Genomic DNA, 23,733 nt, shown 5'->3' on the forward strand with positions numbered 1-23,733 from the left:
TTACAATCACTCGCGTATCAGACTGAAGCTAAACGGCCTGAGTCCTGTTGAATACAGAACTCAGGCCGCTCAGGCATAGATGGGTAAACGTCCAACTTTGTGGGGTCAGTTCAGAGCGTGGGAACGAGCATTGAAGGGAACATCACACTGTCATGCAGGTCGGTTACATCAGTAGCTGTCCGGGACCGCACGACGGATGCGTGCAAAAACGCGACATTTTTTGTTGATCTCAAGCCCCTCACGCCCTAAAGTTCGCGCCGAACGTCCATGCTGGAAACGATCCATCCGGCTCAAGTACTGACGACGAGACAGCAAGGCCAAGGGAAAGCACCGCTTCCCATGGCCTTTTTGCTTTCGGCGACATGCCTTGGGAAGTAGGCGAACCAAAGTGGGGATACGGAGGACGTTCATTTGCACCCATTGTTAATTTCAGTTTGCCAGTAGGAGTTCCCAGCATGTCGATCAACGTCGAAGACTATTTCGCGCGCGATACCTTCAACAAAATGAAGGCGTTCGCCGACAAACAAGAAACCCCGTTCGTGGTGATCGACACCGCGATGATCAGCCAGGCCTATGACGACCTGCGCGCCGGTTTCGAATTTGCCAAGGTCTACTACGCGGTCAAGGCCAACCCGGCCGTGGAAATCATCGACCTGCTCAAAGAGAAAGGCTCGAACTTCGACATCGCCTCGATCTACGAGCTCGATAAAGTGATGAACCAGGGCGTCGGTCCGGATCGCATCAGCTACGGCAACACCATCAAGAAATCCAAAGACATTCGCTACTTCTACGAGAAGGGCGTGCGTCTGTATGCCACCGACTCCGAAGCCGACTTGCGCAACATCGCCAAGGCTGCACCGGGTTCGAAAGTCTACGTGCGCATCCTCACCGAAGGCTCGACCACCGCTGACTGGCCTCTGTCGCGCAAATTCGGCTGCCAGACCGACATGGCCATGGACCTGCTGATCCTCGCTCGCGACCTGGGCCTGGTGCCGTACGGCATCTCGTTCCACGTCGGCTCGCAACAGCGCGATATCAGCGTCTGGGACGCGGCGATCGCCAAGGTCAAAGTGATCTTCGAACGCCTGAAAGAAGAAGACGGCATCGTTCTCAAGCTGATCAACATGGGCGGTGGCTTCCCGGCCAACTACATCACCCGCACCAACAGCCTGGAAACCTACGCTGAAGAAATCATCCGCTTCCTCAAGGAAGACTTCGGTGACGACCTGCCGGAAATCATTCTGGAACCGGGCCGTTCGTTGATCGCCAACGCCGGCATCCTGGTCAGTGAAGTGGTGCTGGTGGCGCGTAAATCCCGTACCGCTGTAGAGCGATGGGTGTACACGGATGTGGGCAAGTTCTCCGGCCTGATCGAAACCATGGACGAAGCCATCAAGTTCCCGATCTGGACCGAAAAGAAAGGCGAGATGGAAGAAGTGGTCATTGCCGGCCCGACCTGCGACAGCGCCGACATCATGTACGAAAACTACAAATACGGTTTGCCGCTGAACCTGGCAATCGGTGATCGTATGTACTGGTTGTCGACCGGTGCTTACACCACCAGTTACAGCGCGGTTGAATTCAATGGCTTCCCGCCGCTGAAATCGTTTTACGTGTAAGCGATATCACAAGATAGAAGGTCCATGAAAACATGGACCTTTTTTATTTCCGCAGCCATGACTCAACGTGGTCCATCATTGCCATACATTCATTAGCGCCCTCAATAGTCGCGCCCAATTTAAAATTCAACTCCCCGAGTCTGGACACACTCTTTGCCCGCAACAGTTCGTTGATCGCGCCCTCTATACGTTGATACATTTCCTCGATGAACAGCCCCATCTGCGAGTTAACAGAAGCGAACCCATCAAATAACACTGCAATATCGGCCTTATATTCTGCTGCCCTGACCACAGCGTCCCTGGAAGAGTAAGCGAGGTCCCAGACAGGTGCAGTATTATTCTCGCGAAACAACTCTTCCGCAACAGTCGGTTGTGGATGGCAATTACAGGTTCGATGGTCCATCGCCCGCGTGAATACTGATTTCAGTCCAAACGACTCAACATACAGCTCCGTGATCGTATATTTCAGTTGTTGTATCGCAGCTTTTAGCTCATCAAATCGAAGAAACAATTCGTGAACCAAGTCTCGTACATCCTTTGGCGGAAATAACTTCCAGGTCGGGGACCTGGACAAACTGTACAACCTGAAATCCACTTGACCAACGGGTTCGTTCCTGGAAGTTCTCCTGGTAGTTTCTAAAGATTCGCGGGCAAACGTTGCGAGATCTTCAACATAAGTGCTGCATAAACGCTTGGCTTCTTCAGTGCGCCCCCAAAGCTCTTGTAGATATCGCGTATTAAACGGTGCATTCTTCAAGCGCGAATCCTTGGCCAGAACCGCCAGTTGATGGCCGCTATTTCTACGGCGCTCAAAAGCAACCGGTATACTGTTGAATGTCGGCTGCAGGGAACCAAGGAAGTTGGTGTAACGATCGAATACACGCCGCTGCGCCGCGGTAAATTCATTGGCAAGTCTATTCATCTTTCATTTTAGAAGGGGTGGGCGTACGGCCCACCCCCTCGACTCCTTATGACTGCTGAATAGTCTTCATGTATTTAACAACGTCTGCGATCCGGGCAATTGCGGTATCCGCTCGCAACTCGACGGGCAGCGACTTATCTTGCTTGAATTCGCGAGAAAACTTTTCAACGTCGGCAACCAGATTTGAAAATTCATTCACGTATTCCCAGCGCCCATCGTCCAGCTTGTCCAGCGTCTGTACCAATTCAATCTTCCCATCAATCTGGGCGATATCTTTAGTGTGTTTTCGCGACTGCACTCTCAGATCGCCCGCTTTATCCTTGAGCCTGTTGTACGCCGCCAGCATGTTGAGATACGAAATGGCCTCACCAATACCAGAGATCATTTTTTTAATCGTATCAACGGCCAACAATGCGACTTGAATCTGTGGCGGCGCCATACCCAGTGCTTTTAGATTTTCCAGTGATAGCTGCGCCTCTTTACCAATTTTTTCGACTCCTGCTTTCCCGATCAAGTCAATCGCCTCGGACACGGACTTCATCTGCTCTGTCAGCTCCGCCAATTTTTCTTCGGATTTGGTTTTTAGCTCTTCAGCGAATGCCCGATCCTGCTGCAGCGAAACAACCCATTTTTCCGAGGCAGTTCTGTCATAGGGAGAGCTGATACTTGCATGAAAACTTTTTAAATCTTCAATTTGTGCGGACATTGCATTGGATACAATTTTGAGTTCCGCTTCCATATCCTCACGAACCTCGTCCACATCGTCCGGATACTCAAGCTCTGCCTGATAGGCCTTCAGTTTTTTCTCCGCACGTTCCAATTTGATACTGCTTGTCTGCGCCTGGCTGCGCAGATCAGACGTTATCTTATTGATAGTCATCGCCAGACTATTCATTGTTCTGACAGTGCCAGGTAAGTAATCGTATTGTTCGACGAGCATTTGTGCAGTGGTGTTCGTTCCTTGCACCGCGGCATCATGGCCACGCAAGTTCGCCATATTGAAAACTGAATTACCCGAATTATCAAATAGCGAAAACATCTGCACCCTACTCCTGAAAGTCAAACGATTATTCCCATATTCCTTATCCGCCTCTGCAAACACAGCCAGCAATTGATCAGAACTTACTTTTATCTGTTCCCAAGGATCAATGATGCTGAGTATCTGATTTTTAAATCGCCGCAAAGAAGTTGCCTCCTCCAGTTTATCGACCTCTTGGACAGATGCATTGATATAAGTAGCCAACGCGTTCCATACCAGCATAAGATTTTGAGTCGCGACTTCAGCCTCGATAGTAACGTAGCTCAGATTCTGAAGGTCATCCCGCACCTTGTTCAAGGAGTTCAGTGTCTGGCTTTTACTGGCCATTTTCTGATTAGCGGCTTGTTGCCCTTCCTTCAGTTTATTTCGTTCACTGCGTATCTTTTCAGCCTTGACACCCTGATAGATGCCGAGAATCAACCCGCCAATATTGAAGGTCGCTGCCGACTTGATCGCTTCCTGTACCAGTTGGTCATATTGCTTATTGAGCTCATCAATCTCTTTCGAGCGTTGGTCAATTTCAGCTTGCAGGACCTGAATATCAGCCTGATACGTATTTTTGGAAACAAACTCTAATCGCAACTTTATTTCCGGCAACACTTCCGCGCGCATATCAGTGCCAAAGCTATCCAGTTCGGCTCTAACCCTCTCGGCCTTGTCATGACATAACTTGACCTTCGCCAGCATGTCATTGAGGTATGCCTTGATGTCTGGAACATCACCCTCAGGCAAGCCAAGATCGGGAAGATTCGGAATCTTGGCTTTAAGTTTCTGATACTCCTCCGGCGTGTTGACATTGTGCTCTTCCAGATATTTCGATGCTTTGAGATCCTCATAGACCTCTACAATTCCTTTGCCAATCCTGATAATGCTACCACCGAAAACTTTAAGGTCGGTGCCTGTCAGCATTATCTTCTCGCGCAATGGCGACCAGCGTTTAGCATGATCATATGTCATTGTGAATGTGCGTAGAAAATCCCTGGACTTAAGTCCCACACCCCCTTCATCACCTGCGCCATAATTTAGATACGCAATAACATCTTGCAGCCGAACAGGAAGAGACAACCCTAAAGTTTCATACTTCCTCAGACTGACAATCTGCTGTGCGGTCAGCTGCATTCCGGGCTCCCGGATATATACCTCACCATCGCCAATTGACGCTTCCACAAATACTTTTGGCGCTTGCGCCGCTGCTTGGACGATCTTATCGTCCACCTTGAATTCCATTAGAGACTCCTTGTCTTCTTCGGACGTATATAAAGTTTATGTTTCCATCGATACTGATGAGTGTTTACTCCACTCAATTACAGATATCGCGCAAAAAGACCTTAATACAGCACCACAGTTATCCACCAGAGTTCAAATATATAAAATTAAGACAAGCCACAAGAGAAACATCGCCCTCACCGACTTGACGTCATAACTTAAAGATGAACCCCACAAACTTACTGACCGAATCACTCACTTAAACAACAACGGCAAAAACCCGGCGGATACTTTATCGCCAGACCTTTATGTCATAGGAACCAAGATAATAAGCCGTGTTGTGCGATGCTCTTTATTGCGCAACCCTGCGTGTCAAGACAACTTCGTTATTAAGAAGATAGAAGTAACGATAAACCGTTACAGCCCGGCCAGCTGGGAAAATCGCTGCCGGTAAGCATCAGCCATCTCACGAATTTGCGGATGATGTGCGTCTAGTAATGACTCACTGCTCACCCGCAAGAAATTCACATTCCCCCCGACCAGCGCCTTGCGCAACCAGCCAAGTGCTTCATAGACTCGCCCCTCATCGGCCAGCACCGCCGCGTAACTGAACTGCCCCCGAAAATCCCCACCTTCGGCAGATCGCTGATACCACTGCCGTGCCGCGAGTGGATCAGCGAGGCAAACCTTGCCATCTTCCAGATAACGCCCCAGCAGGTTCATCGACTTCGCATGGCCCAATTCAGCGGCGCGGCGATAAAGATTCAGCGCTTGCGCCTGATCTTCAACCACGCCGCGCTCAGTGGCCAGCAGGTTGGCGTAGTTGTACATCGCCCAATCCAGTCCGGCTTCGGCGGCCTGGCGATAATGCCCCGCAGCGACCGAAGCATCGGCAACGCAACCCCAGCCATGCTCATGACAACGACCGAGCATGTTGCGCGCCATCAAGTGACCGCACTGGGCGGCGATCTCGAACCAGCGCAAGGCCAGCGGCTGATCCTGCTCGATGCCCTGCCCATCCAGCAGAATCTGCCCGAGCAACGCCTGAGCATCGAGTACACCTTCGCGGGAGGCGATCAAAATCGCCTGTGCCGCGCGCGCCGGGCTTTCGTCGAGCATGGCTTTGAGGCGATCACCGTCGAGGATTTCCTCACGGCGCAATTGATAACTCATACCTCGACCCAGCGACGCAACAAGTTGTGGTACGTACCCGTAAGACGGATCAGCGAAGGGTGATCAGGCATGTCCTGAGTCAGTTGCTGGATCGCCCCGTCCATCTCGAACAGCAGCGCGCGCTGGCTGTCTTCACGCACCAGGCTTTGGGTCCAGAAGAACGAGGCGTAGCGGGTGCCGCGGGTAACGGCGTTGACTTTGTGCAGGCTGCTGCCGGGGTAGAGGACCATGTCGCCGGCGGGCAACTTCACCCGTTGGGTGCCGTAGGTGTCCTGGATTTCCAGTTCGCCGCCGTCGTAGTCCGCAGGTTCGCTGAAGAACAGTGTCGCCGAGAGGTCGGTGCGCACGCGCTCGATGCTGCCCTTGGGCTGGCGCACGGCGTTATCGATGTGGAAATCGAAACTGCCACCGGCCGTGTAACAGTTCAGCAACGGAGGGAAGACCTTATGCGGTAACGCGGCGGACATGAACAGCGGATTTGTCCACAGCCGTTCCAGCATCGCCGCGCCGACCTCCTTGGCCAACGGGTGACCTTCAGGCAGCTGCAGATTGTGTTTGGCCTTGGCTGACTGGTAACCGGCGGTGATTTTGCCGTCGGCCCAATCCGCCTGCTCCAGAGCCTCGCGAATGCGCTGCACTTCTTCTTTCGCGAACACGCCGGGAATGTGCAGCAGCATGGGATGACACCTGAAGGCAAAGGGGCGCCAATGGTATTGATTCTTATTGCCTGTGTAAAACCCCTACGACGAACGAAACAGCAAAAACCGTAAGGACAAATTGTAAAGAATGTAAATTTGTCGCGAATAGTAACGTTTCGCAATTGATACAAATACCTGTTTACCCTATATTCCGCGGCCTCAAATCCTTGGGGAGGGGAATTCTCATGTCACGCCAACAATCACAATTACCGGTCAGTTCACCGCGTTTGCTCGCGTCTGCAATTGGCGTGGCAATCACCGCCGGCTCCGCAAGCCACATGGTTTTCGCCGCTGAGAAAACCGATGAAAAAGCACCGGACAACGTAATTTCCCTTGGCGCTACTGCTATCACCGGCGAAGCTCAGGACGAAACCTCCTACAAGACGGATACCTCGGCCTCCAAGAAATACACGGCCCCCCTGCGCGAAACGCCTAAAAGCGTCACCGTGATTCCGCAACAAGTGATTCGCGACACCGGCGCTACCAGCCTGGTCGACGCGCTGCGTACCACACCCGGTATCACGTTCGGTGCCGGTGAAGGTGGCAACCCGGCCGGCGATCGTCCGATCATTCGCGGCTTCAACGCCGAAAGCGACGTATTCATCGACGGCATGCGCGACCCGGCGTCCCAGAGCCGCGAGATCTTCAACGTCGAATCGATCGAAGTCAGCAAGGGCCCGGGCTCAGCCTTCACCGGCGCCGGCTCCACCGGTGGCAGCCTGAACCTGGTGAGCAAGACCGCCAAGCTGGGCAATGCCTACAACGGCGGTTTCACCTGGGGCTCGGACCAGACCAAGCGCACCACCCTCGATCTGAACCAGCAGATGACCGACACCTCGGCCTTGCGTCTGAACCTGATGAAGCACGAAGCCAATGTCGCTGGCCGTGATGGCGTGGACGTCAGCCGCTGGGGCGTGGCACCCTCCTTCGCGTTTGGCCTGGGCACTGACACCCGCCTGACGATCGGCTACTACCACGTCGAAACCGATGACATGCCGGACTACGGCATTCCGCTGACCCTGAGCCCTAACCGCAGCAAGTACAACGTCGACAAGCCTGTGCATGTCGATCGCGACAACTTCTACGGCGTCACCAGCCGCGACTACCGCAACACCACCAATGACAGCGGCACCATCAAGATCGAGCACGATCTGAATGAAGACCTGACCCTGTCCAACAGCTTCCGCATGTCCCGTTCGACCCTCGACTACATCGTCACCAACCCGGACGACAGCAAGGGCAACGTGGTCAATGGCAGTGTGTACCGTGGCACCAAAAACCGTAACTCGACGTCCAGCGGCTGGATCAACCAGACCGACCTGAGCGCCAAATTCAACACCGGCGCCATCGAGCACAGCCTGGTCACCGGTCTTGAGTTTTCCTATCAAGACACCCACAACCGTCCGTACATCCTGACCTCGGCTGCCCGCGGCACTACCTGCAACCGCGCCCTGTTCAACTCTGGCGACTGCACCAACCTGTACAAGCCGACGCCGGGGGATAACTGGAACGGCACGATCACTGACAGCGCCGCGTTCACCGACACCGACACCAAAACCGCTGCGGCTTATGTGTTCGATACGTTGAAGTTCAACGAGCAATGGTCCCTGAACCTGGGCCTGCGTTACGACAACTACCAGACTCAATCCAGCGGTTTCGCCAACGCCGGCCGTGGCGCACCGGCAGGTAGCTTCGACCGCGAGAACACCAGCGATCTGGTGAACTATCAGATCGGCGTGGTCTACAACCCGTTGCCGAACGGCAGCATCTATGCGGCCTATTCGACCTCCAGCAACCCGGCCGGTGAAACCAGCGGCAACGGTAGTCTGGAACTGGCGGCGAACAACAGCGACCTGGATCCGGAAAAAAACCGCAACTACGAGATCGGTACCAAGTGGGACTTCTTCGGTGACGACCTGTCGCTGACCGCCGCACTGTTCCGCACCGAGAAAACCAACGCCCGTATCGACGATCCGGATGGCGCCACCACGCAAGTGCTGGACGGTGAGCAGCGCGTCAATGGTGTGGAACTGAGCTACAGCGGCAAGCTGACCCGCAACTGGAAGGTCTTCGGCGGCTACACCTACATGGAAAGCGAAGTGGTCAAAACCACCCTCGCGGCCGATGAAGGCAACCACATGCCGAGTACTCCGCGGAACAACTTCACGTTCTGGTCGACCTACGACCTGGTGCCAGACAAATTGACCGTCGGCGCCGGTGCCACTTTCGTCGATTCGCAGTTCGGTAACGTCGCCAACTCGGTGGAGATTCCGTCCTACTGGCGCTACGACGCAATGGCCAGTTACGCGCTGACCAAGAACGTCGACCTGCAACTCAACGTGCAGAACCTGACCGACAAGCGTTACTTCGACCAGGTGTTCCAGACGCACTACGCCCACGTGGCGGCGGGTCGTACCGCCCTGCTGAGTGCCAACTTCCACTTCTGATAGAAGCGTGAATCCAGGGCCCCGTTCATCTACATGAACGGGGCTTTTGTGCGTAAGAAAGAATCTTTCTCGACAACCCACGGCATACTGCGCGCCGTGATGACAATTTCGAACGAACAAGGCGAGCGACGTGTTGAAGAAAACCCTGTTCCAGTTGCACTGGTTTTTCGGCATCAGCGCCGGACTGGTCCTGGCCCTGATGGGCATCACCGGGGCGACGGTGTCGTTTCAGGATGAAATCCTGCGCGCGCTGAATCCCTCTGTGCTGAAGGTCGAGAAGCAGGTCGCCGGCGTCCTGCCGCCCGTTGAGCTGGTGGAGAAAATCGAGGGTGCCTCGGGCAAGAAAGTCTCGATGCTCTGGGTCGAAACCGACAGCGGTAACGCCGCGCGGGTGGTTTTCACCCCGCCGCCGGGCGAGCGCCGCGGACAGATGCGCTACTTCGATCCGTACACCGCCGAGTTCATGGGCGATGCCACCGGCCAGGACTTCTTCCGCCTGATGCTGCAACTGCACCGCTTCCTCGCCATGGGCGATACCGGTCGGCAGATCACCGGTGCCTGCACGCTGATTCTGCTGTTCTTCTGCCTCTCCGGCCTTTACCTGCGCTGGCCTCGTCAGTGGAACAACTGGCGCGCCTGGCTGACGCTCGACTGGAAGAAAAAGGGCCGCAGCTTCAACTGGGATTTGCACTCGGTGGCCGGTACCTGGTGCCTGGTGTTTTATCTCCTGGCAGCGCTCACCGGGTTGTCCTGGTCCTATGAGTGGTACAACAAAGGCCTGACCAGACTGCTTTCCGACTCGCCGCAGAACGAGCGGGTCCGGACGGGTCGTGGCCCTGCGCCAAGCGGTCCGGCGCCCAGCGCCGATTACGCGGCGATGTGGAGCAGCATCTACAGCGCTGCCGGTCCGGCACTGAGCGCCTACAACATCCGCATGCCGCCCGTGGCCGGGCAACCGGCAACCGTGTTTTATCTGTTGGACGGCTCGCCCCATGATCGAGCGCTGAATCAGATCACCCTCGACCCTGCCACCGGCATCATCAAACGGCATGCCCCTTACGCCGACAAAAGCTTCAAGGCGCAACTGCTGACCAGCCTCTATGCGCTGCACGTCGGCAGCTACTTCGGCATCGTCGGGCGGATCATCCTCACGATCAGTGCGCTGACCATGCCGCTGTTTTTCGTCACGGGCTGGTTGCTGTACCTCGATCGTCGACGCAAGAAAAAGCAGATCAAGGACGCTCGCAAAGGTCTCGAACAACCGGGCAGCGATGCACCGGCCTGGTTGATCGGTTTCGCCAGCCAAAGCGGGTTTGCCGAGCAACTGGCCTGGCAGACCGCCGGACAATTGCAGGCTGCCGGCCTGCCGGTGAAGGTTCAGCCGCTGGCGGATGTCAGCGAGCAGGATTTGCGTGATTCCAGCAACGCGTTGTTCGTGGTCAGCACCTTCGGCGATGGCGAAGCGCCGGACAGCGCCCGGGGTTTCGAACGCAAGGTACTGAACCGGTCGCTGAGCCTCGACAGCCTGAACTACGCCGTACTCGGGCTCGGTGACCGGCAGTATCAGCACTTCTGCGGTTTCGCCCGACGTTTGCACACCTGGCTGGGCGAACACGGCGGCAAGACCCTGTTCGCCCCGGTGGAAGTCGACAGCGGCGACCCTTACGCCTTGCGTCACTGGCAGCAGCAACTCGGCCAGCTGACCGGACAGACGCCCGTGGACACCTGGCAAGCGCCACGTTACGACAACTGGACCCTGACCCGCCGCGAATTGCTCAACCCTGACAGCACCAGCTCGGGGGTGTACTTGCTGGGCCTCACCGCCCCGACCACCAGCAGCTGGCTGGCCGGTGATCTGGTTGAAGTGTTGCCGCGCAATTGCCCGTGGGCGATCGAGCATTTCCTCGATGGCCTGGGCATCGCCGGTCGCGCCACGGTGACGCTCGATGACTTGTCACAACCACTGGAGCAAGCCCTCGCCAGTCGACAACTGCCCGAGAACCGCACCCACCTGGTGGGCTTGCATGCGCAAGCGCTGGTGGATGCACTCGTGCCGTTGGCCATGCGCGAATACTCCATCGCCTCGATTGCCGCCGACGGCGTGCTAGAGCTAATCGTGCGGCAAGAGCTGCATTCCGATGGCCGCCTGGGCATCGGTTCCGGTTGGCTGACCGAACACGCGCCCGTGGGCAGCACCATCAGCCTGCGCGTACGACGCAACAGCGGTTTCCACCTCCCGGTTGAACCGGTGCCGATGATTTTGCTGGGCAACGGCACAGGGCTGGCCGGGTTGCGCAGCTTGCTCAAGGCGCGGATTACCGATGGGCAGCAACGTCATTGGTTGCTGTTTGGCGAGCGTCATCGTGAACACGATTACCTGTGCCGCGATGAGCTGGAAGACTGGTTGATTTCGGGGGATCTGGAACGGTTGGATCTGGCGTTCTCGCGGGATCAGGCCGAGAAGATTTATGTGCAGGATCGACTGCGTGAGTCGGCCGATGAGCTGAAGAGATGGTTGGCGGACGGTGCCGTTATTTACATTTGCGGCAGCTTGCAGGGAATGGCTTCAGGGGTGGATCACGCGCTCAACGAAATCCTCGGGATTGAAGAGGTCGACCGGTTGATCGAGCAAGGTCGCTACCGCCGCGACGTCTACTGAAAGAGCCCTCACCCTAGCCCTCTCCCGGAGGGAGAGGGGACTGACCGAGGTGTCTCACGTAATACATCGACCTGAAAAATCGAGTCGAACTCAGGTTCTGAAAGGGCCCCGGTCTGCTCCCTTTCCCCCGTGGGGAGAGGGCTGGGGTGAGGGGTCAATTTCAAATCATCCACAAAATCCCGACTACAGTAAAACCTCCATCCCCCTTCACACGGACGTGAAGCATGCCTATCCGCCCCTCCTCCAACCAACGCCAATTCGCCCGTCATCTGCGCGCCAACCAAACCGACTGCGAACTGCTGCTCTGGCAAAAACTTCGTTCTCGGCAAATCGCCAATCTGAAATTCCGTCGGCAGTTTCCATGCCCGCCGTACGTCCTGGATTTTTATTGCGCGGAACTGAAGTTGGCCATCGAACTGGATGGTGGTCAGCATTACGAGACGGCCGCAAAAATACATGACCAGCGTCGAACGCTTTACCTTCAGCAACAAGGTATTGAGGTTGTGCGGTTTAGCAATCTAGAGGTAATTGAGCGGATGAGTGAAGTGTTTGAGCAGATCCTGAAGATTGCGGCGAATCGAACATCGCCCCCTCACCCTAGCCCTCTCCCAGAGGGAGAGGGGACTGACCGAGGTGTCTCACGTTACACGTCGACCTGAAAAATCGAGTCGAACTCAGGTTTCGAAAACAACACAAATCTGCTCCCTTTCCCCCTCTCCCCTCTGGGGAGAGGGCTGGGGTGAGGGGTGGTTCTATCAGACTGGCTGCAATTTCTGTTCGAAAACAGAAACCCCATCCAGATCCCGCAACACCACACTCATCTCCCCCGTCTGCCCATCAATATTCACCTCGCCAAAAAACTGAAACCCGGCAAACGGCGAGGTGTTCTGCGCTGGCGGAGCCTTCTCGAACACCACTTCAGGACCGAAGGTTTTATCCAACTGATCAGGCCCGAAACTTCCCGCATTCAAAGGCCCGGCAACGAATTCCCAAAACGGTTCGAAGTCCTGGAACGCAGCGCGATCCGGGTGGTAATGGTGCGCCGCGCAGTAGTGCACATCCGCCGTCAACCAGACGAAATTGCGCACTGTTTGCGCCCGCAGAAAACCAAGTAGCTCGGCGATTTCCAGTTCACGTCCCTGGGCCGGCCCCGGGTCGCCGTTGGCCACGGCTTCCCAGCGCGCCACACCGGGGCTGACTTCACCGTCCGATACGCCAAGGCCGATGGGCATGTCGGCGGCAATGACTTTCCATTGCGCACTGGAGGCTTTCAACGAAGCCTTCAGCCAGTCCAGTTGTTCTCGACCGAGGAAGGGTTTGGCGCCGCCAAGATTGTCGTCATTGGCCCCACGATAACTGCGCATGTCGAGCACGAACACATCGAGCAACGGCCCGTAACTGAGCTGGCGATAAATCCTCCCGCCGCTATCGGCGCTCTGCAAACGCATCGGTGCGTATTCAAGCCAGGCCTGGCGCGCGCGGCCCACCAGGCTGTGGATATCTTTGCTTTTGTAGCGTTCATCCAGTTGCTTGCCCGGCGACCAGTTGTTCACTACTTCGTGATCGTCCCACTGCCAGATCTGCGGGACCTCGGCATTGAAGCGGCGGATGTTTTCGTCCATCAGGTTGTAGCGGTAATTGCCGCGATACTCGTCGAGGGTTTCGGCGACTTTGCTTTTGGCTTCAGTGGTGATGTTGCGCCACACGCGGCCGCTCTCGGTGGTGAGCTGCGCAGGTACGGGGCCGTCGGCGTAGATGGAGTCGCCGCTGTGGATAAAGAAGTCTGGCAGGCGCAAACGCATGGCATCGTAGATGCGCATGCCGCCGATGTCCGGGTTGATGCCGAAGCCCTGGCCGACGGTGTCGCCGCTCCAGACGAAACGAATGTTGCGCCGGGTCTGGGGCACGCTGCGCAGGTGGCCAAACCAGGGCTCACTGGCGGCACCACTCTGGGCGTCTTCGAAATGCACACGATAGAAAATCGCCTGGTCGGCGGGCAGGCCAGTGAGTTCGACACGGGCGGTGAAGTCGGTGCGGGCATCGGCCAGAGGCGAGACGAATCGCCGAGGGTTGGTGAACAGGCTGCGGGTGTCCCATTCGACCACCATCCGCGCGGGACGGTCGCTGCGGCTCCAGATCATTGCCCGGTCGCCCAGCAGGTCACCCGACTGCACGCCATCGGTGAGTTGCGGGCGATCCTTGACCGACGCAATCACCGCTGGCGCCAGGCCCGGCAACAACAGCCCCGCACCGACGGCTTGTATGACACGACGGCGGCCGAGATCGAATTCGCTCATGGTGCTCTCCCTGAAAAAGGAAAACTTAAGCATGGCTGGATGACTCAGGCATGACACAGAAATCAGCCAACACCGCAAATCCCTGTGGGAGCGTGGCTTGCCCGCGATGAACGATAACGCGGTCGTGCTGATTCGCCACCACCTCCCCCCCTGCAACACCATGAAATAGGAAATTTCAGCGCCGCTTTTAGGAAACGTCCTAGCGCCAACACCCGAGCGCCCCGGATAGGTTCGAGGCTACTCCGGACACACGCGGAAAAGGACGCCTATGGCACGCGACAAGGACATCCCTCAAGTCTGGGAACATGTAACGGGTGGCGGCGGTAGCGGCATCGGCGTTCGCTTCCTGCGCGACATGACCCCGACCGAAATCGCCGAACGCGAAGCCCGGCAAAAGACCTACGACGACATGCTCGCCCGGCAACAGGCTTATGAAGATCGCATCTTCAAAGAAGTCGAACAGAGCAAACAGTTCGCCACACGAGGCTGCGTATTCGCCAAAAGCTGCAACCTCCCCGACGGCGTCATCAATCACGACAACCCCGCCGGGTTTATCCCCGTCGAGAAACTGGCTGACTACGGGTTGTGGGCCGTGCTTGGCACCGGCGCAGCGATTACCGCCGAAGGTGCACCGCTCAAATGGGCAGCCGGCTCAGCAACGGGCAACATCTTGGCGCAACGTCTTGGCGGTTCGCTCGCCCTTGCCTTGACTGGTTCGGCGGTGACGGCGGGTGCCGCGACAGGAACCGTGGCGCTACTGATGCCGAACACCCTTTCGCCCGACAGCGCTTTCTACAAAAACGAGCAATACGCGCTGTTGGAGAAGGGACGAACTCGCGTCCGTGTGAACGTGAAGACGTTGCCCGACGGTTCCGTCAGCGCTTACGGTTTCTACACTGGAGGGAAGAAGGATTGGGAATTCGTCCCGGTCATCAAGGCCACACAGGAAGGTGAAAAGTTCGTCGCCGACCTCGGCAACGGCATTGGCCTGACCTGGACGCCCGCGGCAGATCCTGACAACGCCCCGAAGGTCCCTGCCCTGGAAGGCGCCCCGCCGCTGCCGACGATCTGGGTCTACCCACCCACCGAGCAGGCTGACCAGATACTGATGAACCCGGAGCATCCGCCCGAGTATCAGGACGCGATCGTCTGGTTTCCTGCGGATGCGGGGCTTGAACCGATTTACATCGTGCTCAACGCTCGGTATGAGCCGGGTGGCGTTACAGGGGTGGGTGAGGATGTGGCAGGGATTTGGCTGGCTGGTGCGAACGCTGGATTAGGTGCACCAATCCCAACACGAATTGCAGATGTACTGCGAGGGCGCGAATTTAAAAACTTCAACCAATTCAGAACTGCATTCTGGACAGCCGTAAGGAATGACCCGGCGCTTTTCAGCCAGTTTAATGAAGACGCTCAAGACCGCTTAATGTCAGGTAATGCCCCCGCTGTTCGTGAGAAAGAGGCCGTTGGAAACCGGGGTACTTTCGAGCTACACCACGTCGAACGAATTGCCGATGGTGGTGCAGTCTACGACGTTGATAACTTGCGAGTGAACACCCCTAAGAACCATATCAACCAGCACAGGACGAAGTAGGCACACCATGCCAAACATTTCCGATTACACCGAGACAGAATTTATTAGCTTCATTCAAAAGATACGTGCCATCAACAAAGTGGGCTCAGACGAAGAGCTTGGCGAGTTGCTGGCGCAGTTCAGAAAGCTAACCGGCCACCCAGATGGCACTGACCTAATGTTCTACCCGGAACCCGGGCAAGATAATTCCGCCGAGGGTGTGACACGGACGGTGAAGGAATGGCGTGCAGCTCAGGGCTTACCAGGATTCAAAGAAAAATGAAGCATGGCGACGTTACCGGGACAGGACAAAGAAATCTGCCAACACAGCAGACCCCTTGCTCGCGATAGCGGTCTAACAGTCACTATTTTCGTTGAATGTTAAACCGTCATCGCGAGCAAGCTCGCTCCCACAGGGTTGGGTGTCAGGCGTTGGCCGGCTCCAGCGCCAGCTCTACGGTTTCAGGCCGTTTGAGCAACGCATACGCCACCGCCGTCAGCAAACTCCCGGCCACAATCGCCAGCAGGTACAACAGCGCATGGTTGATCGCATTCGGGATCGCCAGCACGAACAACCCACCGTGGGGCGCCATCAGTTTGCAGCCGAAATACATCGACAACGCACCGGTCAGCGCACCACCGGCAATGCTCGCCGGGATCACCCGCAGCGGGTCTTTGGCGGCAAAAGGAATCGCCCCTTCGGAGATAAAGCACAGCCCCAAAACCAGCGCCGCTTTACCGGCCTCGCGTTCGGTCTGGGCGAACTTGCGTCGGGCAATAAACGTGGCAATGCCCAAGCCAATCGGCGGCACCATGCCGGCGGCCATGGTCGCGGCCATCGGTGCATAACTTTGCGACGCCAGCAGCCCCACCGAGAACGCATACGCGGCTTTGTTGATCGGCCCGCCAAGGTCCACGCACATCATCCCGCCCAGCAACACACCGAGCAGAATCGCGTTGGTGGTGCCCATGCTGTCGAGGAAGTGCGTGAGGCCTTCGAGCATTCCGGCTACCGGTTTTCCGACTATGTAGATCATCACCAGACCGGTGAACAGGCTCGCCAGCAACGGGATGATCAGGATTGGTTTCAGCGCCTCAAGACTTTGCGGCAAGCGCGCATAACGATTGATCGCCTGCGCCGCGTAACCGGCGATGAAACCGGCAATGATCCCGCCGATAAAACCGGCACCCAGGGTGCTTGCCAACAGACCGCCAATCATCCCCGGCGCCAGGCCCGGACGGTCGGCGATCGAATAGGCGATGTACCCCGCCAACAGCGGCACCATCAGCTTGAACGCGGTCTCGCCGCCGATCTGCATCAATGCCGCCGCGAGGGTGCCTTCCTCCTTGAATGCGGTGATGCCGAACACGAACGACAAGGCGATCATCAGACCGCCCGCCACCACCATCGGCAACATGAACGACACACCGGTCAGCAGGTGTTTGTAGACCCCGGTTTTTTCTTGCTTGACGGGACCTTTGCCGCCAGTCGCAGCTGTTTCCTGCTTGCCTTCGGCCAGGGCTTTGTTCAGCGTGGCTTCAGCTTGTTTCAAAGCGATGCCAGTGCCGCAACGGAAAATCTTCTTGCCCGCAAAACGCTCGGTAGCGACTTCGATATCGCAGGCCAGAAGCACCACGTCAGCGTCAGCAATCGCCGCTGCACTCAGCGGATTGCGGGCACCGACCGAGCCTTGGGTTTCCACTTGCAGGTCGTAGCCCAGACGCTTGGCCGCTTGCTGCAAGGCTTCGGCAGCCATGAAGGTGTGGGCGACGCCGGTTGGGCATGCAGTGATCGCGACCAGGCGCGGAGCACTTTTACTGACAACCGCTGGCTCAACTACAACTTCGGGGGCAACGTAAATCCGTGCTTCTTCAGCACCGCGACGCAGCACCGCTTCAACATTTTGCAGGGCTTGCGCCGGAGTGCTTTGGAACACCCGCTTACCGACAAATCGCGACATATCCACAGGCGTGCTGGTCACCAACAATACCCACTCGGCCGCCTCGATGGTGGCCGCCGATAGTTGACGTTCCGGGTGCGCGGTATCGTTGACTTCGACACTGGTGCTCCAGCCCTGGCGCTGGGCCGCTGCATCGAGCAAACGGGCGCACAGCACACTGGTGACCATGCCGTTCGGGCAGGCCGTAACAATGGCTAACTTCATGACAAACCCTCTTATTGTTCTGTCAGGGTGCGCATGCGCACGCCCTGTTCGAGCTGCGCCAACTGCGCGGCGTCGCCGATGCCGAAACCGATCTGGGTGACCGCCATCGCAGCAATCGCGGTGGCGGTGCGCAGGGTCTGTTCAGGTGTGTCGGCGCTGAGCAAACCGTGGAGCATGCCCGCCAGCAACGAATCACCTGCACCGACCGTGCTGACGACGCTGACTTTGGGCGGCGTGGCGTGCATCGCCGAGCCGACACTGAACCAGTTCACGCCATCGGCACCGTGGGAGATCACCACGTGTTCGATGCCTTGCGCGTGCAAGCGGCTCGCCGCTTCGGCCTGGGCGGTGACCGAAACCACCTCGCAACCCAACGCATCGGCCAGCTCTTCGGTATTGGGTTTGATCAGCCACGGCCCGGCCTTGAGCGCTTCGCGCAACGCTTCGCCGCTGGTGTCCAGCGCCACGTTCAAACCGAGATTTTTCAGGCGCAGGATCAACGCCTGCAACCATTGAGGACTGATGCCTTGAGGCAGGCTGCCGGCAACGACGACTGCATCATGACCGGGAGCAATCTGATCAAGTCGATCAAGCAGTGCCTGCTGCGCCGCCTCATTCACCAAGGGTCCGGGACCGTTGATATCGGTGATGCGACCAACGCTTTCCGCCAGTTTGATGTTGCTGCGAGTCTCGCCGGGCACGCGGATGAACGCGTCGACAAAACCGCGCTTGGCAAACAGGGCTTCGAACGCTTGCAGGTTGTCCTCACCGAGGAAACCGCTGACCGTGACCTGATGCCCGAGGTCTGCCAGCACCTGCGCCACGTTCACACCCTTGCCGGCGGCGTGGGTGTGCATTTCGTCGCTACGGTTGACCTGACCGGGTTCAAGGCGTGGCAACTGAACGGTGAGGTCCAGCGCTGGGTTCAGGGTCAGGGTTAGGATCTTGGCCATTACAGAGCCTCCACTAATGCGCGCACTTCATCCGCGCTGCCCACGGCCAGGGCCTGTTGGGCGAGAATTTGGGTCTGGGTCAGGCTGAGTTCGCGGATGCGCGCCTTGACCTCGGCGATGCTGCGACCTGAGACACTGAGTTCATCCACACCCAGACCGACCAGCACCGGCACCGCCAACGGATCGGCTGCCAGTTCGCCACACACGCCGACCCATTTGCCGTTCGCATGGGCTGCGCGCACGGTGATGTCGATCAGTTGCAACACCGCCGGGTGCAAGCCGTCAGCCTGGGCCGACAAGGTCGGATGACCACGGTCGATGGCCAGGGTGTATTGGGTCAGGTCGTTGGTGCCGACGCTGAAGAAGTCGACTTCTTTGGCCAACACCGGCGCCAGCAATGCCGCCGATGGCACTTCGATCATGATCCCCAGTTGCAAATCCGCAACCGGAATTTCCAGACGCAAACGTTCGGTCATGGCCCGCGCCTGACGCCATTCATCAACGCTGCCAACCATGGGAAACATGATGCGTAACGGACGGTTGTCGGCGGCCCGCAGCAACGCGCGCAATTGCGCTTCCATGATCTGCGGACGTTGCAAGGTCAGACGAATACCGCGCACGCCGAGAAACGGGTTTTCCTCTTTGGCGATCGGCCAATACGGCAGCGGTTTGTCGCCACCGACGTCGAGAGTGCGCACCACCAGCGGGCGTCCGGCCAGGCCATCGAGCACGCGGCGGTATTCGACTTCTTGAGTGGCCTCGTCCGGTGCTTGCGAGTGGGCCATGAAAATCAGTTCGGTGCGCAGCAGGCCGATGCCTTCGGCGCCCTGCTCCACTGCGCTGGTGACACCCGCGCTTTCGCCGATGTTGGCGAACACTTCGACCGCGTGGCCGTCGGTGGTCAGTGCCGGTTGATGGCGTTGTTCGGCAGCCGCTTTCAGACGTTGTTCGCGGGAATCGCGTTCTTCAGTGGCGCGCTGCAAGGTCGCCGCGTCGGCGTCTACGTGCAGACGACCGCGCTGACCATCAATCAGCAACGGCGTGCCCGGGGCCAGCAACAACACTGCCGCGCCAGCGCCGACCAGTGCCGGAATACCGAGGGCGCGGGCCACGATCGCACTGTGAGCGGTAGCACCGCCACGAGCCGTGAGAATACCGGCGACGCGGGTCGGATCGAGACGCGCAACGTCGGACGGACCGACTTCGTCCATCACCAGAATGTACGGTTGCTCAGGCTCGCTCGGGGTTTCGACACCACAGAGCTGTGCCAGCACTCGACGACCGATGTCGCGCAAGTCGGCGGCGCGCTCGGCGAGCAAGGCGTCCTGCAGCGACTCCTGTTGTTTGGCTGCCGCTTCGATCACTGCCATCCATGCCGCCTCGGCGCTTTCGCCTTGCTTGAGGCGGGTGTCGACTTCGTCGGTCAGTTCCGGGTCGTCGAGCATTTCCTGGTGGGTGATGAAAATCTCACGAATCGCCTTGGACTTGCTGCGTTCGATCAGGCCTTCGATGTCGCGACGAACGTCAGTCAATGCTTGCTTGAGACGCTCGCGCTCGATGGCGGCGGACTCACCACGCAGCGGGTAATCGATGGTCTGCAGCACTTGAATATGCGCCGGGCCGATAGCGATGCCCGGCGCGGCGGCGATGGCCTGAACCTGACTGCCGGACGCCGGCGCGAGGAGCACTTCGGCGACATCGGCAAACACTTCGCGCTGTTGGCTCACGGCGGGCAGCGGTTCGACTTCTTCACCGAGCCCTTCTTCGATGGCTGCCAACAAGGCCGGCAATGCATCGGCGGCGATACTGGGTTCGGCGACAAATTCCAGCACCTGACCACGACGGGCCCCGAGGCTCAGCAGTTTGCTCAAGCTCTTCACTGACACTGCGCTGTCTTGGCCGTCGACGATGCGCACGCGAACTTCGCCTTCAAAACTTTTCGCCAGTTGCGCGAGGATTTTTGCCGGGCGCGCATGCAAGCCGTGGGCGTTGGCCAGTGCAATGCGAGCGCTGGGCCAATCGGCCGGCAGTTCACCGCCCAGGACTTCGAGGATTTTACGGCTGCTGGTGGCGCGGCCCAATTCGTGGCCACGCCCTTCGATCAGCAGCGCACAAAGGCGTTCGAGCAGGGCTTGATGAGCTTCACCGAGGCTGGCCAGGCAGAACAGACCGCTGAGCGGTTGGCCGAGGTAGCGCATGGGTTTGTCCGGAGTGACGAAGGCCAGCCCCGGACGTTTCACCGTTTGCTCACTGTGCAACCACCACAAGCCATCGCCCAGGGGCAGCGCATCGACTTGTTGCAACACGGCAGAGAACCCGTTGCTCACGCAATCGGCCTGACGCAGCAAACGCGCACCCCGCCAGACCAGCTCCTCGAAATCATCGGCGGACACCCCGAGGCCAATCATCTGTGCGTCCAGCGCCAATTCCTGCGGCGCGCCTTGCAGCAGTTTCAACAAGGCTTCGGCAGAACTGGCGCGACGCAGTGCCTGGCCCAGATCGGTCTCGCCGAGGGCGCGGGTCAGCAGTTGCAGCAAGCGCAGGTGTTCGTCGGACTTGGCGGCAATGCCGATCGCCAGGTAGACGATCTGACCATCGCCCCAATCCACGCCCTCAGGAAACTGCATCAGCCGCACGCCGGTAGAAAACACCTGATCGCGGGTTTCGGGCGTACCGTGTGGGATGGCAATACCTTGACCGAGAAAGGTCGAGCCCTGGGCTTCGCGCGCCTGCAAACCGGCGAGGTATCCCTCGTCAACCAGGCCATCGGCGACCAGATGCTGGGCCAGCAAGTGCAACGCTGCGGATTTATCCACAGCCGACTGCCCCATGGAAATCTGCTCTATGGTGAGCTCGAGCATGCTTTCTCCTTTTTGGCGCCTTGGGACGCCAGGTATTGTTTTGAATGATTCAGCTTAGGCTCTTAAACAAACCTTTTCAGGAGGCAGTTTTGACGGTTTCGCGGCAGAACCGACAATGGAGCCCGTAACGTAGAAAATACGCTTGCTGAAACGTTTAATCTAGAATGATTGGCACGTTACTCGATAATGTCTCATCCTTGAAGCCCAATTGTCGGATGCGCTGAGACAATGATCGTCCGCCTGAATCGGGTAGGATTGGCGAAAATGTCGGGGCAAGCTCGAAAAAACAAGGAATTCCCGGGTTGAAACTCAGTGATATCGCCCAGTTGGCCGGTGTGTCCGTTACCACCGCCAGCTATGTCATTAATGGCAAGGCAGAACAGCAACGCATCAGCAGTGCCACCGTCGAGCGCGTGCGCGCGGTCGTCGAACAACATGGCTTCACACCCAACCCGCAGGCCGCCGGGCTGCGCAGTCGGCACACCCGCACCTTGGGTTTCATTCTGCCGGACCTGGAAAACCCCAGTTACGCACGAATCGCCAAGTTGCTTGAACAAGGCGCCCGGGCTCGCGGTTATCAACTGCTGATCGCCAGTTCCGATGATGCACCGGACAGCGAACGGCAATTGCTCAAACTATTCCGCGCCAGGCGCTGCGACGCGTTGATCGTCGCCAGTTGCCTGCCGGCCGCTGATGACAGTTACCGTCAGTTGCAAGCCAAGGGCATTCCGATCATCGCCATCGACCGGGTCATGGAACCTGAGCATTTCTGCTCGGTGATCAGCGACGACCGCGAGGCCAGCCTGCAATTGACCCGCAGCCTGTTGGACCCGTTGCCCAAGCAGATCGCGCTGATCGGCGCCCGCCCCGAGCTGAGCATCAGCCAGGAACGGGCCGCCGGTTTCAAAGAGGCATTGGCCGGCTTCAAAGGCGAAATCCTGATCGAACACGGCGAGTCGTTCAGCCGCGAATGCGGTAAACAGTTGATGGAAGAATTGCTACAGCGTCTGGGCCATTTGCCGGATGCGCTGGTGACCACTTCTTATGTGCTGCTTCAAGGCGTGTTCGATGCCTTGCACGACTTCCCGCTTAAAACCCGTCCGCTGCGCCTCGGCACGTTCGGCGACACGCAGTTGCTGGACTTCCTGCCGCTACCGGTAAACGCCATGGCCCAGCAGCATCAGCTGATTGCCGATAAAGCTTTGGCACTGGCGCTGGCCGCCATCGAGCAGTCCGATTACCAACCCGGCGTGCAGGCCATCGCGCGGACCTTCAAGCAGCGTATTCGCCAGGACTGAATCGTGGAGCTGATCGACAGCCACACTCATCTGGATTTTCCGGACTTCGACGAGGATCGACAGGCGCTGCTGACCGAAAGCCGCGCCCTCGGGGTGCGGCGGATGGTGGTGCTGGGGGTTTATCAGGCCAATTGGCAACGGGTCTGGGATTTGGTGCAAAGCGATCCCGATCTGCATGCGGCGCTCGGTTTGCATCCGGTGTATCTGGACGATCATCGCCCTGAAGACCTGGTAGCACTCGGCGACTGGCTGACTCGGTTAGCCGGCCATCGGCAGCTGTGTGCAGTGGGCGAGATCGGTCTGGATTACTTTATCGAAACCCTGGATCGCGAACGTCAACAAACGCTGTTCGATGCGCAGCTACAACTGGCGGCGGACTTCAATCTGCCGGCGTTGATTCACGTTCGACGCAGTCATGCGGCGGTGATTGCGACGCTCAAGCGGTTCAAGTTGAAACGCGCGGGCATCATCCACGCCTTCGCCGGCAGCAAGGAAGAGGCTCGCGAGTACATCAAGCTTGGTTTCAAACTGGGTTTGGGCGGCGCCGCGACCTGGCCGCAGGCGTTGCGCATGCACCGCGTTCTTGCTGAACTGCCGCTTGAATCGGTGGTGCTGGAAACCGACTCGCCGGACATGGCGCCCGCCATGTTTCCCGGTCAACGCAACAGCCCGGCTCACTTGCCGGCAATCTGCTCGGCACTGGCCGGGATCATGGCGATCAGCCCCGGGCAATTGGCCGACGCCAGCACGGCCAATGCCTGTGAGTTGTTCAACTGGTAACACGGACTCCTGTGGGAGCGAGCCTGCTCGCGAAGGCTGTCTA

Annotated in this window: 17 protein-coding genes; 9 read left to right on the top strand and 8 right to left on the bottom strand. The window is 57.9% G+C overall.

Annotation, left to right across the window (positions count from 1 at the left end; all coding sequences use genetic code 11):
• Both FQ185_RS22755 and FQ185_RS22760 read left to right on the top strand, forming a co-directional pair.
• On the top strand, positions 1–79 hold a 79-nt coding region (locus FQ185_RS22755; protein WP_149419500.1), incomplete at its 5' end, for an IS3 family transposase.
• A 376-nt stretch (positions 80–455) separates the two neighbouring features.
• Positions 456–1,619, top strand: a complete 1,164-nt coding sequence (locus tag FQ185_RS22760) for a type III PLP-dependent enzyme (protein WP_149419397.1) — start codon at positions 456–458, stop codon at positions 1,617–1,619.
• A 43-nt stretch (positions 1,620–1,662) separates the two neighbouring features.
• Here the strand turns inward: FQ185_RS22760 and FQ185_RS22765 are convergent, their stop codons facing one another.
• The 4 genes from FQ185_RS22765 to FQ185_RS22780 form a co-directional block, all read right to left on the bottom strand.
• Positions 1,663–2,541: a hypothetical protein gene (locus FQ185_RS22765; protein ID WP_149419398.1), complete on the bottom strand. Its 879-nt coding sequence runs from the start codon at positions 2,539–2,541 to the stop codon at positions 1,663–1,665.
• Positions 2,542–2,587: 46 nt separating this feature from the next.
• Positions 2,588–4,807, bottom strand: coding sequence for an alpha-xenorhabdolysin family binary toxin subunit A (locus tag FQ185_RS22770; RefSeq protein WP_149419399.1), 2,220 nt, complete (start codon positions 4,805–4,807; stop codon positions 2,588–2,590).
• A gap of 396 nt (positions 4,808–5,203) precedes the next feature.
• On the bottom strand, positions 5,204–5,959 hold the full coding sequence (locus FQ185_RS22775; RefSeq protein WP_149419400.1) for a tetratricopeptide repeat protein: 756 nt from the start codon (positions 5,957–5,959) through the stop codon (positions 5,204–5,206).
• The gene (locus FQ185_RS22780) at positions 5,956–6,636 is read right to left on the bottom strand and encodes a Fe2+-dependent dioxygenase (protein WP_149419401.1); all 681 of its coding nucleotides are present in this window, start codon (positions 6,634–6,636) and stop codon (positions 5,956–5,958) included. Before FQ185_RS22780 ends, FQ185_RS22775 begins: the two co-directional genes overlap by 4 nt.
• A 206-nt stretch (positions 6,637–6,842) precedes the next feature.
• Between FQ185_RS22780 and FQ185_RS22785 the strand changes: the two genes are divergently transcribed.
• The 3 genes from FQ185_RS22785 (at position 6,843) to FQ185_RS22795 (ending at position 12,422) form a co-directional block, all read left to right on the top strand.
• A complete protein-coding gene (locus tag FQ185_RS22785) occupies positions 6,843–9,104 on the top strand; it encodes a TonB-dependent siderophore receptor (protein ID WP_149419402.1) in 2,262 nt (753 codons plus the stop codon).
• 130 nt (positions 9,105–9,234) lie between these two features.
• Positions 9,235–11,763, top strand: a complete 2,529-nt coding sequence (locus FQ185_RS22790) for a sulfite reductase flavoprotein subunit alpha (protein ID WP_149419403.1) — start codon at positions 9,235–9,237, stop codon at positions 11,761–11,763.
• 224 nt (positions 11,764–11,987) lie between these two features.
• A complete protein-coding gene (locus FQ185_RS22795) occupies positions 11,988–12,422 on the top strand; it encodes an endonuclease domain-containing protein (RefSeq protein WP_149419404.1) in 435 nt (144 codons plus the stop codon).
• 96 nt (positions 12,423–12,518) lie between these two features.
• Here FQ185_RS22795 and FQ185_RS22805 read toward each other — a convergent pair whose 3' ends face one another.
• Positions 12,519–14,060, bottom strand: a complete 1,542-nt coding sequence (locus FQ185_RS22805) for an alkaline phosphatase (RefSeq protein ID WP_149419405.1) — start codon at positions 14,058–14,060, stop codon at positions 12,519–12,521.
• A gap of 268 nt (positions 14,061–14,328) precedes the next feature.
• Here FQ185_RS22805 and FQ185_RS22810 point away from each other — a divergent pair, with 268 nt between their 5' ends.
• Positions 14,329–15,654: an S-type pyocin domain-containing protein gene (locus FQ185_RS22810; RefSeq protein WP_149419406.1), complete on the top strand. Its 1,326-nt coding sequence runs from the start codon at positions 14,329–14,331 to the stop codon at positions 15,652–15,654.
• Positions 15,655–15,661: 7 nt separating this feature from the next.
• The gene (locus FQ185_RS22815) at positions 15,662–15,916 is read left to right on the top strand and encodes a bacteriocin immunity protein (RefSeq protein ID WP_149419407.1); all 255 of its coding nucleotides are present in this window, start codon (positions 15,662–15,664) and stop codon (positions 15,914–15,916) included.
• 142 nt (positions 15,917–16,058) lie between these two features.
• Here the strand turns inward: FQ185_RS22815 and FQ185_RS22820 are convergent, their stop codons facing one another.
• From FQ185_RS22820 to ptsP, 3 genes are read right to left on the bottom strand one after another with little or no spacing between them, the layout of a single operon-like run.
• Entirely contained in the window at positions 16,059–17,798 is a 1,740-nt protein-coding gene (locus FQ185_RS22820; RefSeq protein ID WP_149419408.1) for a PTS fructose-like transporter subunit IIB, read from the bottom strand.
• Positions 17,799–17,809: 11 nt separating this feature from the next.
• Complete coding sequence (pfkB, locus tag FQ185_RS22825; protein WP_149419409.1) at positions 17,810–18,751, bottom strand: 1-phosphofructokinase; 942 nt, start codon at positions 18,749–18,751, stop codon at positions 17,810–17,812.
• Positions 18,751–21,612 (bottom strand): phosphoenolpyruvate--protein phosphotransferase, encoded by a 2,862-nt coding sequence (gene ptsP, locus FQ185_RS22830; protein WP_149419410.1) that lies wholly within the window; start codon positions 21,610–21,612, stop codon positions 18,751–18,753. Before ptsP ends, pfkB begins: the two co-directional genes overlap by 1 nt.
• A gap of 302 nt (positions 21,613–21,914) precedes the next feature.
• On the opposite strand from ptsP, the gene cra reads away from it, so the two are divergent.
• Together cra and FQ185_RS22840 are read left to right on the top strand one after the other, a co-directional pair.
• Complete coding sequence (gene cra, locus FQ185_RS22835) at positions 21,915–22,910, top strand: catabolite repressor/activator (protein WP_149419411.1); 996 nt, start codon at positions 21,915–21,917, stop codon at positions 22,908–22,910.
• A 3-nt stretch (positions 22,911–22,913) separates the two neighbouring features.
• Positions 22,914–23,690 carry a TatD family hydrolase gene (locus FQ185_RS22840; RefSeq protein ID WP_149419412.1) on the top strand — a complete coding sequence of 259 codons (777 nt, stop codon included), beginning with the start codon at positions 22,914–22,916 and terminating at the stop codon, positions 23,688–23,690.
• The last annotated feature ends 43 nt before the right edge of the window (positions 23,691–23,733 follow it).

Origin of the sequence: Pseudomonas sp. ANT_H12B (genome assembly GCF_008369325.1) — a bacterium.
In the GTDB taxonomy this organism is placed as follows: Bacteria; Pseudomonadota; Gammaproteobacteria; order Pseudomonadales; family Pseudomonadaceae; genus Aquipseudomonas.

What these genes read in the sequence shown, in the direction of transcription:
- FQ185_RS22760 (WP_149419397.1), top strand. Translation starts at nt 456, where the DNA reads ATGTCGATCAACGTCGAAGACTATTTCGCGCGCGATACCTTCAACAAA.
- FQ185_RS22775 (WP_149419400.1), bottom strand. Translation starts at nt 5,959, where the DNA reads ATGAGTTATCAATTGCGCCGTGAGGAAATCCTCGACGGTGATCGCCTC.
- ptsP (WP_149419410.1), bottom strand. Translation starts at nt 21,612, where the DNA reads ATGCTCGAGCTCACCATAGAGCAGATTTCCATGGGGCAGTCGGCTGTG.
- FQ185_RS22810 (WP_149419406.1), top strand. Translation starts at nt 14,329, where the DNA reads ATGGCACGCGACAAGGACATCCCTCAAGTCTGGGAACATGTAACGGGT.
- FQ185_RS22770 (WP_149419399.1), bottom strand. Translation starts at nt 4,807, where the DNA reads ATGGAATTCAAGGTGGACGATAAGATCGTCCAAGCAGCGGCGCAAGCG.
- FQ185_RS22785 (WP_149419402.1), top strand. Translation starts at nt 6,843, where the DNA reads ATGTCACGCCAACAATCACAATTACCGGTCAGTTCACCGCGTTTGCTC.
- FQ185_RS22805 (WP_149419405.1), bottom strand. Translation starts at nt 14,060, where the DNA reads ATGAGCGAATTCGATCTCGGCCGCCGTCGTGTCATACAAGCCGTCGGT.
- FQ185_RS22815 (WP_149419407.1), top strand. Translation starts at nt 15,662, where the DNA reads ATGCCAAACATTTCCGATTACACCGAGACAGAATTTATTAGCTTCATT.
- FQ185_RS22795 (WP_149419404.1), top strand. Translation starts at nt 11,988, where the DNA reads ATGCCTATCCGCCCCTCCTCCAACCAACGCCAATTCGCCCGTCATCTG.
- FQ185_RS22820 (WP_149419408.1), bottom strand. Translation starts at nt 17,798, where the DNA reads ATGAAGTTAGCCATTGTTACGGCCTGCCCGAACGGCATGGTCACCAGT.
- pfkB (WP_149419409.1), bottom strand. Translation starts at nt 18,751, where the DNA reads ATGGCCAAGATCCTAACCCTGACCCTGAACCCAGCGCTGGACCTCACC.
- FQ185_RS22780 (WP_149419401.1), bottom strand. Translation starts at nt 6,636, where the DNA reads ATGCTGCTGCACATTCCCGGCGTGTTCGCGAAAGAAGAAGTGCAGCGC.
- FQ185_RS22765 (WP_149419398.1), bottom strand. Translation starts at nt 2,541, where the DNA reads ATGAATAGACTTGCCAATGAATTTACCGCGGCGCAGCGGCGTGTATTC.